Genomic DNA, 12,911 nt, shown 5'->3' with positions numbered 1-12,911 from the left:
GATTGTAACCAAAATAAGCCAAGATGTAAGACTTAACCTTGGGTTTTTAATGTTTGGTTTTTAATTTTGCTTGGTTTAAAGTGTTGAGAACATCAAAAATAATTCAAATCTATAACCATCAGGAGGATGAACATGAATGCAGCATTAAACCCCGAATTTGAGCCAACCCCAGAGCGCAAGTTTGAATTGCCAATTCAGGATTATTCAACATTTTACCGTTTTTATTTAACTGAACACCGCAACATTATGAGTCGTCGTTTGCACGTTGTTGGCAGCAGTATCGGTTTATATTGTGTGAGCAAAGCCATACGCCAGAAAAAAGCCAAATATGTACTCTATGGTTTGCTGGCAGGCTATGCCTGTGCATGGGTCGGGCACTTTGTTTTTGAAAAAAATAAACCTGCCAGTTTTAAACAGCCTGTGTACAGTTTTATTTCAGATTGGCGAATGTTTGCCGATGTTTTGCGTGGTCATTTAAGTTTGCAAGATCGCGCTAAAGATAAAATTTCAAGTTGAATTGAGTGCTTAGTTATACCGTTTAGCCAAAAACTAAACGATATGTGATTATTTTCATAAAAAATGTACAAATAAAACTAATTTTTTGTTGAAATGATAGAGTGAATATTCTAATAATGTGTCATCAAATTTATTGATAAAAGTTTGTGACTTTCCAAGCCTAGAGTGACCTTTCTCTAGGCTTTTTTTATGCGAAAAATTTATATTCAGAATCGCGCTAAATCAGAAGTCATTCATCTTTAAGCAAGGATATAGAGCAAGCAGGTTACTGATAGAGCGGCATGAAAAAATATAGACACATGATCATTTGTCGCACCCCCACATGCGCTCTGGCACAAATGATCATGTGTCTAAATGGGTGCCTAAATATGTCGTTATTCGCTGTAGTCACCCATATGGATTTTAAGATCCATATCTTATTGAACTGGTTACAGTTCTTGTTTTGCGCAGTTCAATTAAAGCTAAATCTAGCTTAGAACGCTATCACTAGAATTTGGTATTTTTAACTTTTTGACTTAATAAAACCCAAACAAAATAGAAGCTTATGGAGCCTATAAAAAAAACTTGCTGAGCCTGAGGTTCTGACGTATGTCGCCTGAATATGTAATAATGCAGACCTTGTATTATTTGTGGCTGAGATTATGCGCGGTTTATATCTGATTACCAATGATGATCCTATCGAACTGCTTTTGGCAAAACTAGAAGGGGCGATGGCAACTTATGAAGTCGCGGTGTTGCAATATCGTCGTAAAAATGTGCCTCAAACTCAGCAGGCATACGAAATTGAATATATGAAATCCATGTGTGATCAATACAAAGTGCCATTTGTGATTAATGATGATCTTGAAACTGCAGTGAAATATGGTGTTGGTGTACATTTGGGTCAAGAGGATGGCTCTATTGTTGAAGCGGTTGCACGTTTACCACAAGATGTATTGATTGGTCGTAGTTGTAATAACTCGATTGAATTGGCAAAACAAGCCATTGCCGATGGCGCAAACTACGTGGCTTTTGGCGCAGTCTACGCAACTGAGACTAAACCTGAGGCAAGTAGACTCACATTAGACACGCTCACACAAGCGAAGCAACAACTCAATGTCCCAATTTGTGCAATTGGTGGTTTAACTGTTGAAAACAGTCAGCCCGTCATTGATGCAGGTGCAGATTTATGTGCAGTGATTAGTGATATATTAGGACGTCCGATGCATACTGTTGCACAGCGTGTTTATGATTGGTCTGTACTTTTCCAAGCAGAAGCTTAAAGCAGACAGCTAATTTTATTTTATTTTTTGAGTTGAGTGCCTTCATGAGCTTATCTCCAAAGCAAGAACAATTGTTTAAACAAGCCAATAAGCATATTCCAGGTGGGGTTAATTCACCTGTACGCGCATTTAACGGGGTAGGCGGTACCCCTGTATTTATAGAAAAAGCCAAAGGTGCTTATTTGTACGATGTCGATGGCAAACGCTATGTCGACTATGTAGGTTCTTGGGGACCAATGATTTTAGGTCATGCCCATCCTGCTATCATTCAGGCGGTGCAGGCTGCTGCTGAAGATGGTTTGAGTTTTGGTGCGCCAACTGTGCATGAAACGACGTTGGCCGATATTATTTGCGAAATTATGCCTTCAATTGAATTGGTTCGTATGACTAACTCAGGTACAGAAGCCACCATGACTGCAATTCGTTTGGCGCGTGGTTATACAGGTCGTGACAAAATCGTCAAATTTGAAGGCTGCTATCATGGACACTCAGATTCGCTGTTGGTGAAAGCAGGCTCAGGACTTTTAACCAGTGGCGAAGGTGAAGCAACTTCTGCGGGTGTTCCTGCCGATTTTGCTAAACATACATTGACTTTACCGTATAACGATATCGCCACCTTAAAAGAATGTTTTGCAAAGTTTGGTGCTGAAATTGCAGGTGTGATTGTTGAACCTGTTGCGGGCAACATGAACTTGGTTAAACCGATTGATGGTTTTCTACAAGCGATTCGTGATGTGTGTGATGAACACGGTTCAGTCTTTATTATTGATGAAGTAATGACTGGTTTCCGTGTTGGTTTGGGCGGTGCTCAGGCGCATTATAATGTTAAACCAGACTTGACCACACTTGGTAAGATTATTGGTGCAGGGCTACCAGTGGGCGCATTTGGTGGTAAACGCGAAATCATGCAATGTATTGCGCCATTGGGTAAAGTGTATCAAGCAGGGACTTTGTCAGGTAACCCGTTAGCGATGCGTGCGGGCATTGAAATGTTTAAACATTTACGTGCTGAAGGTTTTTATGAAAACTTAACCGCGCAACTGAAAAAATTGTTAACAGGTTTGCAAGCTGCAGCAGATGAAGCAGGTATTCCATTCAAGACGCAACAAGTCGGTGCGATGTTTGGTTTGTACTTTACAGACCAAGATGACATCACCAGTTTTGATTCTATGCTGAAATGCGATGTCGATGCTTTCCGTAAATTCTTCCATGGGATGTTGCAACGTGGTGTGAACTTGGCACCATCTGCTTTTGAGGCGGGCTTTATTTCATCTGCACATAGTGATGAAGATATTGCTTTCACTATTCAAGCAGCGAAAGAAACCTTTGCTGAAATGAAAGCGTAATTTGACCTCTCCTTAACACCGTCCTAAAAGGCATAGGTATCTAAACAATGCCTATGCTTTAGGTTAAATTGAAGAGCATGCTCTTCAATTTAATATCAAAGGCTTAGATAAAAATCTTGTCAAACGCTACAATTTCCACGTCAAACTAAATATGAATCCTATTACTTCATTTACGCCCGCCATCAAATATATTGCTTCAGAACGGCTTTGTTGTACAAATACCTAGCACTATGATTTGAATCTGCGTTTTATTATATTTATTTTTATCAAAATTTTAATAAACCTTTTAAAATCATTATCTTGAAAAATATTTGTGTAACAAAGCCCCACGCTGTAAAAACACATTTCTAAAAATTCTCTGATTTAAAATTCAGCAGATTAGTTGTTTCAGCAAAGCAAATTGGAAAATTCATCTGGAATTCGCAAATTTTGCATTGTAATTCTGTGTCAGGCTTTTTATTATTGCCGCCTTATTTTCACGATCAAGCCTGGAATTGAAATTGAGTAATTTTCTAAGCGAACACCTGATTCATCGTGACGATGAGTTTATGGTAATCCATAAACCCGCTGGCATACTCACCGTTCCAGGTAAAACAGCAGATTTGCAAGATTGTGTGATGAGTCGTTTGGTTGAAATTGAACCGCGCACTTTGCTGATTCATCGTTTAGATCGTGACACTTCGGGTATTTTGGTATTTGCACTCACGAAATGGGCGCAAAAACAAATTTCGCGTCAGTTTCAAGAACGCCAAACCGACAAAACCTATCAGGCATTGGTGGCAGGGCAACTGCAAGGTGAAGGCACTGTAGATGTGCCTGTGGTCTATGATCCTGCACATCCTCCATTACACATTGCCGATGCAACCCATAACAAACCTGCATTAACGCATTGGCGCGCATTGGAACAGTTTGAATTGCAGGGGCAAATCGTGACTCGTGTGCAACTGAACCCGATTACAGGTCGTTCGCATCAACTGCGAGTGCACATGCAATATTTAGGTCATCCGATTATTGGCGATACCTTATATGCTACGCCAGAACAGCAACAGCTGATGCCACGTTTGTGTTTACATGCTGCCGAATTGAGTTTTCTACATCCACAAACTGAGCAACGTGTGCAGTTTGTTTGCCCAGTCCCATTTTAAGCTAAAAAGATTATGTAAAGCCTGTGCTTTAGGCTCTCTTTTTAGTGCGCTTTATGTCAAAATATATTGCTATACACCCTGAATTTTTGCTCAAATACTCATCAAGTTTTGCGCAAAAATTTATACGTCCTAACTTCTAAATAAAGGTGGAAAAATTGCAGCAGTTTGCTATTGGTCAACGTTGGTTATCAGACACAGAAACAGAATTAGGACTAGGTGTTCTGATTGATGTAGATGAGCGATCGGTCAGCATTTTATTCCCTAAAAGTGATGAAACCCGTGTCTATGCACGCAATAACGCACCTTTATCGCGCATCATTTTTAATGTAAATGATGAAGTTCAAGACCAAGAAGGCAATGTGTGGACGGTTGAGTCGGTTGAAGACCGTCATGGTGTATTACGTTATAACGTGGTGCGTCGTTTGCAAGACGGCAGTGAAGAAAAGAAATCGCTGAACGAAACCCGTATTGGCGCCAGTATCCAACTTTCAAAACCCTTAGACCGCTTGCTTGCTAGTCAAATTGACTATAAAGAATGGTACGACCTGCGTATTGAAGCCTTGTTGATGCAAGCCAATATGCAAAGCAGTCCGCTGCGTGGCTTGGTCGGTTCGCGCGTAGGTTTGATTCCACATCAACTTTATATTGCACATGAAGTCGGAAAGCGTTTTGCGCCACGTGTCTTGTTGGCAGATGAAGTTGGTTTGGGTAAAACCATCGAAGCAGGTTTAATCATCCATCAGCAACTCAAAACAGGACGTGCGGAAAGAATTCTGATTTTGGTACCTGATTCGCTGCAATATCAATGGATGATTGAAATGCGTCGCCGTTTCAATCTGCAATTCTCTTTGTTCGATTTAACTCGCACGGCATCCATTAAAGAACACGATCCAGAATTAAATCCATTCCTGACTGAACAATGCATTATTGCTTCAGTAGATTTAATGATTGACCACGATGACTTACGTGAACAAGCTTTAGAAGCAGGGTTTGATTTGCTGGTGGTCGATGAAGCGCATCACTTAATGTGGAGCGAAGAAGAAGGTGGTAATGATCGTTATGATTTGGTCGAAGAATTAGCCGAACAAACTGCAGGAGTGTTATTGCTCACAGCAACGCCTGAGCAATTGGGTGTAGAAAGCCATTTCGCACGTTTACGTTTACTTGACCCGCAGCGTTTTAGTTCGCTAGACCGTTTCTTGGATGAAGAAGCGCAATATCAGCATACGGCAAAAATTGCTGAAGTCTTAATGTCAGATGCCGCATTGGAAGAAAGCCATTTGGCTGCACTAGAAGGCTTATTGGGACATCGCATTGAAGATAACCCAGAGCAGCGTTTCCGTGCCATCCACGAATTATTAGACCGTCATGGTACAGGACGTATTTTGTTCCGTAATACCCGTGAAGCAATTCAAGGTTTCCCAGGTCGTGATTGTCAGCCTGCGCCATTACCTGCACCAGAAAATTGGTCTAAAGATGGTAAGCTGCGTGAACAAATGTGGCCAGAAGAAGCACAGCTCGATGGCAGTTGGATGGAAACTGACCCGCGTGTAATGTGGTTAATGGAGCGTTTACGTAGCGATTTAAAACATAAAAAAGTGCTTTTAATTGCGCGTAGTGGTCCTGTGGTAGAAGCCCTTGAAAATGCGCTCCGCCTACATGCAGGTATTCGTACTGCAATGTTCCATGAAGGCATGAGCTTGTTGGAGCGTGACCAAGCGGCAGCATATTTCGCAGAAGATTCGTATGGTGCGCAAATTTTATTGTGTTCAGAAATTGGTTCAGAAGGACGTAATTTCCAGTTTGCATCAGACTTAATTTTGTTTGACTTGCCTGCTAATCCCGACGTGTTAGAACAACGTATTGGCCGTTTAGACCGTATTGGGCAGGAAAACCGTATTCAAATTCATGTGCCGTATTTGGTGGGGACTGCACAAGAGCGTATGTTCCGTTGGTATAACGAAGCACTCAATATTTTTAGCAATATTTCACCCACTGCACAAACCTTGCAAGAAAACTTTATTGTTGATTTAAAAGACTGCTTATTGGCAGATTTAGGACAAAAGTTTGAAGATTTGCTAGAAGCAGTCAGCTTACAGCGCGAAGCTTTGGAAGCCGAATTACAAGCTGGACGAGATCGTTTATTGGAATACAACTCATGTCGTCCTGTAGTGGCACAAGAAATTGTGCAGGCACTTGAAGAGTATGATGACAATACTACGTTGCCGATGTTTATGAAGCGCTTTATGGCATCGACCAATATCGACTTTGATGAGCAAAGTAACGGTACGGTGATTATTAAACCAACCGATCAGATGCAGGTTCAAGGTTTAACTTTAGATGAAGAAGGCATGACTGTGACTTTCTATCGCGATCAGGCACAAATTCGTGAAGATGCTCAGTATTTGACCTTGGAACATCCATTCACCGAAAGTGTGATGGAAATGATCAATACGCAAGGTTTTGGTAGCACCAATGTTGCAGTATTAAAATCTGCAGCTTTGCCACAAGGCTCAGTATTGTTAGAAGTCTGGTTTAAGGTAGATGTTATTGCACCTAAAGCTCTGAACTTACCGTCCAGTTTGCCGCAACAACTCATTCGTGTGTTATTGAGTGAAAAAGGTCAGGATTTATCGCAAAAAATTTCGTCTGAAGTTTTAAAACCTTATTTACATCATTTAGATGGTAACAGTTGCCGCCAAGTGGTGAAAGCACGCCGTGATGTGATTGAAGCACGTTATAAACAGGCTTTGGAATTGGCTAAAGCTGCCTTGCCTGAATTTAAACAACAAGCCAAAGACGTATATAGCAAAAAATGGCAATATGAGATCGATCGTTTAAGCTATTTGAAACAATTTAACCCAAGTATTCGTGAAGATGAAATTACACGTTTACAGAAATTGCAAAAAGAAGGTTTGGCATTATTAGATGGTTTATCGGTCACGCCTGAAGCGATTCAGGTGATGGTGGTGGTAAAGCCATAACGGATTGATTTTAAATTTGAATATGTTGTATTTATGCTAAAGCGCCTTCGGGCGCTTTTTTTTATGGCTATGTTGAATTATTTTGTCATTCGGTTATTTAGTTAGCGTTGTTAGTGCCTATCAGAAAATACGTGTTGAGCAGATATTCAACTTCTACCTCAAAATTGTCTTCGGGTTGCATCATATAAAATAAATCACTAAATAACTTAAACTGAGGATGTGTCTGTAACAACATAATTCTCACCTCATAAAAACGCTGTTTGCCGCGCTGCATATAGGCATGTTGCAGTTTTTCGAGTGAAACATTGTTTAAGGTAGGTTGTTTAAGCGCAATTCCACCGCAGTGAGGCAGAATTTCAGTTAAGCTTCCTAAAATAAAATCTGCCTCAAGACCTTCGGCAACAATTACTTCGGGTTGATATTTTTGACTAAGCGTGACGATCTGCTGCTGAATAGTGGCGGCATCTTGTGATAAATCGAGTGTAATCTTGCGTTGTGGTTCAGTCTGAGCCATATCATCAAGAAATAGCATATTATTTTGCCTTCGTATTTGTTGTTATTGCTATAGCATCTTAAAAAATTCAGCATGACTTGTCGAATTTCAGCGTCATAAAGTGACGTGCAATTTTTGGTTGTAAAAAATATGTGGCAGATGAAAATAGATGCGTCCAAAATAAAAAAAGCAGCTTTAAATGGACAAAGTAGCTTGGATAGGAAGGGATAAACTAGAATTTATCAGATTTTCGCTTCATCTAAATGACGTGCACCTTCTAAAATCATACGAATCATAATCATGGTTTGTTCGGCGGTTTCTTTACGTGCTGCAGTCGGCATATCTATGACTTTAGCGCCCATATTAAATACTAGTTGTGTAATGGCTTTAGCTGCAATGTCGGGATGTGCCAATTTACTGTTATTTAGACGCTCCAAACGAATTAAATCATCCTGCAATTCTTGCTGGAAATAATTCAACTGGCGCTCAACAGCAAGTTTATACGAGGTTGAACCTGTATAACCTTCACGTAATAGCAGACTTAAATTGCCTTCATCGGTATCTAGTTGTTCAATAAATACCTCAACCGAACTGCGAATAATGCTGTTTTGTTTTGATGCTTTTAAACGTGCTTCATGCAGAATTTGACGCAACACCACTCCTGCACGATCAATCAGTTCAATCGCAAGTTCATCTATATCTTTAAAATGACGATAAAAACTGTTTGGTGCAATGCCTGCTTCACGTGCAACTTCACGTAAACTTAACGAGGCGATACTTTTCTGTGGGCCAATTAAATTTAATGCTGCCTGAAATAGCTCTTGTTTGGTAATGGTGGCTTTTCGCCCAACCGTACGCACGACAAGAGGCTCACGAACCGTTTCAGATTCTGGGAAAGTCACATCATGGTTTGTTTTCATGGCAGGTTGAGTCATATTTTCAATAATTTATAAGCTTAGAGGCATTATAGCGGCTGCGCTAGTACTTGTGAAATGATTAGAAACAATACAAGTGTATATACAAATATATATACATATGTATAATAATTAAAATTTCATCGGGTGGTGCTGAATCATGCAGCTAACTGAAAAAAGAAAATCTCCCCTTAGCAGTCTTGCAACGGCTGTGTTAGACCCTTATGCAGCAAACTTCTGGTTGCAAAAAGTAAATCCTTTATGGTCGGTGAATCAGTCACTCGGCAAAATTGTAAAAAAAGAGCAAACCGCAAAAGATGTGGTGAGTCTCACACTACAAGTCAATAAAAAGTTTCAAATGGGTGCAGCAGGTCAGCATCATCCAGTTTATGTAAACATTCAAGGTGTACGCTATGAGCGAACTTATAGTTTGACTCAGTTAGATGCACAACATGTTTTATTGACCGTGAAAAAGGTCGATCAGGGTAAAGTCAGTACATGGCTGGTTGAGCAGGCTAAGTTGGGCGACGCATTAGAATTTGGTGTACCTTATGGCGACATGCAATTGCCTGCTCAAACGCAGCCTTTAATTTTATTGGCAGCGGGCAGTGGTATTACGCCAATGTACAGCTTCATTCAGAATTTGGCGCAGTCAGGCCGTTTGGATAGTACTTCAATTCATTTGCTATATTGGGTTAAAACCTTTGCAGATGCAGCATTTAAAGCACAATTCGAAGCTTGGGCAGAGCAATTTCCTAACTTTACATTTCAAGTATTTTATACCCAAGAGCCGAGTTTGAAACACAGTCGTTTAAATGCGGAACATCTACAAGACTTGGCAAATATGGATCAGAGCACCGTATTTGCATGTGGTCCATCTGGATTTACCACTCAGGTAGAGCAACTGTTTACTCAAGCTGCCGTGGTGAAAACTGAAGCTTTTAGCATGAGTCCTGTTTTAGGGGATGATGTGGGCTTGGTACAAGTAACCTTAACCAAATCTAAAAAGATTGTGACCATTTCAAAAGGAAAATCAATTTTAGAAAGCCTAGAGCAGCAAAATATCAAACCGAAATATGGTTGCCGCATGGGTATTTGCCATAAATGCGTATGTAACAAAGCTGAAGGCTCAACAAAAAACTTGGTGGATAGCGTTCAAAATAGTGAACCAAATAACCAGTTAAAAATATGTGTTAACTCAGCACAAACAGATTTAATTATTGATTTATAAGCGAGTTCCGATTATGAATATGCCAGTGAAAATAGAATACTTTCGCAATCCTAAAAACCGTGAACTCACTCAATTTGAATTAGATGAGCTTGCACGTGAATTAGACGCTATTAAACAAGAAGTTTTGGATGATATTGGCGAGAAAGATGCCAAATACATCCGCCGTGTTTATTCAACTATTCGTTATAGCTCAATCGCGGGTCGTGCATTATTGTTCGCTGGTTGGTTCCCGCCAGCATGGGTTTTGGGTACAGGCTTATTGGGCTTTGCCAAAATTATGGAAAACATGGAATTAGGTCATAACGTCATGCATGGTCAGTATGACTGGATGAATGATCCTAAATTCAATGGTGCAAGTTATGAATGGGATACGGTAGGTACTTCAGATAACTGGCGTCAAACCCATAACTTTAAACACCATACTTATACCAATATTAAAGGTATGGATGATGATATTGGTTATGGTTTAGTGCGTTTGTTTCCAGAACAGCGTTGGAGATCGGGCTATTTATTGCAACCTTTATACAGTATTCCGTTCTGCTTATTGTTCCAATGGGGTGTCGCAATTCAGAATTTAGAAATTGGTAAAATTTTGAATGGTCGTAAAAGCAAAGCCCAAGCTAAAAAAGAATGGCAGCCAATGCAGAAGAAAATTGGCAAACAATTGTTCAAAGACTATGTGTTTTTCCCACTAATTGCTGGCCCATCAGCTCTGCCAGTATTTACAGGTAATTTGGTTGCGAATGGGATTCGTAATATTTGGACATTCAGTATTATTTTCTGCGGTCACTTTACAAAGGATGTAGAAGTATTTCCAAAGTCTGTGATGCAAAACGAAAGTCGTGGTCACTGGTATATGCGTCAAATTCGTGGTTCATCGAATCTTACAGGTTCTGAAGCATTTCACATTTTGACAGGGCATTTGAGCCACCAAATTGAACACCATTTATACCCAGATATTCCTGCACGTCGCTATCGTAAAATGGCACCAAAAGTACAAGCGGTGTGTGAAAAATATGGCTTGAACTACAACAATGCGAGCTTAGTTAAACAGTACGGTAGTGTGCTTAAACGTATTGTGAAATATGCTTTTCCGTTTAAGAAGTAAACAGTGTTATTCTTTTGAGGTCGTTATTGTAGTGAATTAATCAAATCGCAACAAACGCATTTAGATAAATCCATGAAAAGCAACTCTAACATGAGCTGCTTTTTTTATGCATGATTGCAATTTGATAAGAGAGATAAGACCGCTTTGGTACATGATATACCCATAACTAATGGTAGGGAAAATTGTGTAATTTTTTGTAGGATTTTATTTAAAAATAACAATGTGAAAAGCGCTGTTTTGGTATTTTTTGCAATTGTGAATTTAAATAACTTTAAAAATAAAAACCTATACTCTGTATAGGTATGGCAAGCAAAATATCACTCCATATCAAAAAAAGTGTGATGTATATCACATCATAATTTTTTAATATTTTAAAACATTGAATTATATAGTTTATATTTTGATATATTATAACGTAATATTTTTCGATTTTGGCTAATTATTTTAGATTTGTAGTGATACTTAAAAATGCACTAGAATTTTAGTTGTAGTGAATGGTTCTATGATTATGCAAGTGAAATGAGCATTTAGACAAATTATATATACGCTTATTTGTGTTACTTTATTATATATATACGTACCGATTGTGAAGAGAGTAATATAATGTCTAAAAAAAGTGTCTCAGGTTGCCAGTCTAAACAATCAGGTTTTACGCTTATCGAACTCATGATTGTTGTGGTCATTCTAGCCATTCTTGCTGCAATCGCAATGCCAATGTATTCAAATTATATTACCAAAGCTAAGGCACGTAGTGCGCAATCAGATTTGGTTGCTTTAAGTTTGGTTTTAGAAAGTATGTATCAGCGAAACTTAAAATATCCTGATCTGGCTGGTGGTAAAACAACTACAACTAATGCAACAAAAACATATGCAGGTGCTTGGTCTCCGAGTACTGAAACTTTTGATTACACGATTGAAAGTGTCACAGCAACATCCTACAAGCTAAAAGCTACGGGTAAAGATCGTAATGCAAATTGTGAGATGACTTTAGATAACAAAAACGAACGCAAATTTGAAAAATCATCTGGTTGTGGTGGGTTAACGTCATGGTAAGACAACGTGGTGTGACACTCATCGAGCTGATGATAGGAATTGCTTTGCTTGCAATATTGGCTTTAGCAATTTTTCCACTTGGTCGGGCTTGGGTGGCCAATCAGCAAATTACCAAAACGGAAAAAGAGTTTTTGGAAGCTTATTCCCGCGCTAAAAATGAAGCTTTGCGTAACCCGAATGCAGTGAAAGGGGATGATGTTGCAGCCACTTTAAAAGTGAATAATACAGATAAAAAGATTGAAGTTATAAACAGTAAAAATGATGTCATTTGGGAAGCAGTAATATCTCCTACCATTACAGTAACACTATCAATAGGCTGTACTACAGGGCATCAGCAACTAACATTGAATAATAATGGATATTTACGTACCGGTAGTTGCACTTATTACAATATAGCTGCAAGCGGAGGTGGTAACAATGCATCAGGAACATTATAAAACTTCTGCGATATCTAAGTATCAACAAGGCGTAACACTGATTGAAGTGTTAGTGTCTATGTTACTTATGGCAATTATTGGTTTGGGTGCAGCTTATATTTCTGGTCGTACTGCAGTTTTGCATCGTGATCAAAATTTACATTTACACACCGTGAATCAAATGAGGCAGTACCTTGAAAGCTCTGCTGGCAGTGGTTGTACCAATAATGTTGATTTAGATGTGGCAGGAAAAAAAGTAACAGTAAATTGTATTGTGCAAACAAAGGATTACAACGTAATCACTAAGGATAATGGCAATAATGTTATTGTAACTCCAGTTGATCGTGAAGTTACAGTTGTATCGCCAATTGTAAAAGTGGTTGAAAAAACTGATTCTACGACGCATTGGAATGTGCCTATTCCAGTTGAAATAGCACCGTGAG

General features: G+C 39.3%; 12 protein-coding genes. 10 read left to right on the top strand and 2 right to left on the bottom strand.

Annotated features, from left to right (window positions below; translation table 11 throughout):
- Nucleotides 1-126: 126 nt before the first annotated feature.
- The 5 genes from AC0T5Z_RS08345 (at nt 127) to rapA (ending at nt 7,253) form a co-directional block, all read left to right on the top strand.
- Nucleotides 127-516 carry an Mpo1-like protein gene (locus AC0T5Z_RS08345; RefSeq protein WP_435337057.1) on the top strand — a complete coding sequence of 130 codons (390 nt, stop codon included), beginning with the start codon at nt 127-129 and terminating at the stop codon, nt 514-516.
- A 641-nt stretch (nt 517-1,157) separates the two neighbouring features.
- Nucleotides 1,158-1,778: a thiamine phosphate synthase gene (gene thiE / locus AC0T5Z_RS08340; protein ID WP_435337058.1), complete on the top strand. Its 621-nt coding sequence runs from the start codon at nt 1,158-1,160 to the stop codon at nt 1,776-1,778.
- Nucleotides 1,779-1,822: 44 nt separating this feature from the next.
- Entirely contained in the window at nt 1,823-3,124 is a 1,302-nt protein-coding gene (hemL, locus tag AC0T5Z_RS08335; RefSeq protein WP_435337059.1) for a glutamate-1-semialdehyde 2,1-aminomutase, read from the top strand.
- Nucleotides 3,125-3,582: 458 nt separating this feature from the next.
- Entirely contained in the window at nt 3,583-4,269 is a 687-nt protein-coding gene (locus tag AC0T5Z_RS08330) for an RluA family pseudouridine synthase (RefSeq protein WP_435337085.1), read from the top strand.
- A gap of 146 nt (nt 4,270-4,415) precedes the next feature.
- Nucleotides 4,416-7,253: an RNA polymerase-associated protein RapA gene (gene rapA, locus AC0T5Z_RS08325; protein ID WP_435337060.1), complete on the top strand. Its 2,838-nt coding sequence runs from the start codon at nt 4,416-4,418 to the stop codon at nt 7,251-7,253.
- Nucleotides 7,254-7,350: 97 nt separating this feature from the next.
- Here rapA and AC0T5Z_RS08320 read toward each other — a convergent pair whose 3' ends face one another.
- Nucleotides 7,351-7,785 (bottom strand): hypothetical protein, encoded by a 435-nt coding sequence (locus AC0T5Z_RS08320; RefSeq protein WP_291334930.1) that lies wholly within the window; start codon nt 7,783-7,785, stop codon nt 7,351-7,353.
- Nucleotides 7,786-7,988: 203 nt separating this feature from the next.
- Complete coding sequence (fabR, locus tag AC0T5Z_RS08315; protein WP_291334928.1) at nt 7,989-8,666, bottom strand: HTH-type transcriptional repressor FabR; 678 nt, start codon at nt 8,664-8,666, stop codon at nt 7,989-7,991.
- 154 nt (nt 8,667-8,820) lie between these two features.
- Here fabR and AC0T5Z_RS08310 point away from each other — a divergent pair, with 154 nt between their 5' ends.
- From AC0T5Z_RS08310 to AC0T5Z_RS08290, 5 genes are all read left to right on the top strand, one after another.
- Nucleotides 8,821-9,891 (top strand): ferredoxin reductase, encoded by a 1,071-nt coding sequence (locus AC0T5Z_RS08310; RefSeq protein ID WP_435337061.1) that lies wholly within the window; start codon nt 8,821-8,823, stop codon nt 9,889-9,891.
- Nucleotides 9,892-9,904: 13 nt separating this feature from the next.
- Nucleotides 9,905-10,999 (top strand): fatty acid desaturase family protein, encoded by a 1,095-nt coding sequence (locus AC0T5Z_RS08305; protein WP_291334924.1) that lies wholly within the window; start codon nt 9,905-9,907, stop codon nt 10,997-10,999.
- Nucleotides 11,000-11,602: 603 nt separating this feature from the next.
- Nucleotides 11,603-12,052 carry a type IV pilin protein gene (locus AC0T5Z_RS08300; protein ID WP_435337062.1) on the top strand — a complete coding sequence of 150 codons (450 nt, stop codon included), beginning with the start codon at nt 11,603-11,605 and terminating at the stop codon, nt 12,050-12,052.
- Nucleotides 12,046-12,489: a prepilin-type N-terminal cleavage/methylation domain-containing protein gene (locus AC0T5Z_RS08295; protein WP_435337063.1), complete on the top strand. Its 444-nt coding sequence runs from the start codon at nt 12,046-12,048 to the stop codon at nt 12,487-12,489. The genes AC0T5Z_RS08300 and AC0T5Z_RS08295 overlap by 7 nt, the downstream gene beginning before the upstream one ends.
- The gene (locus AC0T5Z_RS08290) at nt 12,470-12,910 is read left to right on the top strand and encodes a PulJ/GspJ family protein (protein ID WP_435337064.1); all 441 of its coding nucleotides are present in this window, start codon (nt 12,470-12,472) and stop codon (nt 12,908-12,910) included. Before AC0T5Z_RS08295 ends, AC0T5Z_RS08290 begins: the two co-directional genes overlap by 20 nt.
- The last annotated feature ends 1 nt before the right edge of the window (nt 12,911 follow it).

The sequence above is a fragment of the Acinetobacter pengchengensis genome (genome assembly GCF_982235305.1).
Note: the sequence above shows the minus strand (reverse complement) of the source record. Positions and strands in the feature narration are given on the sequence as shown.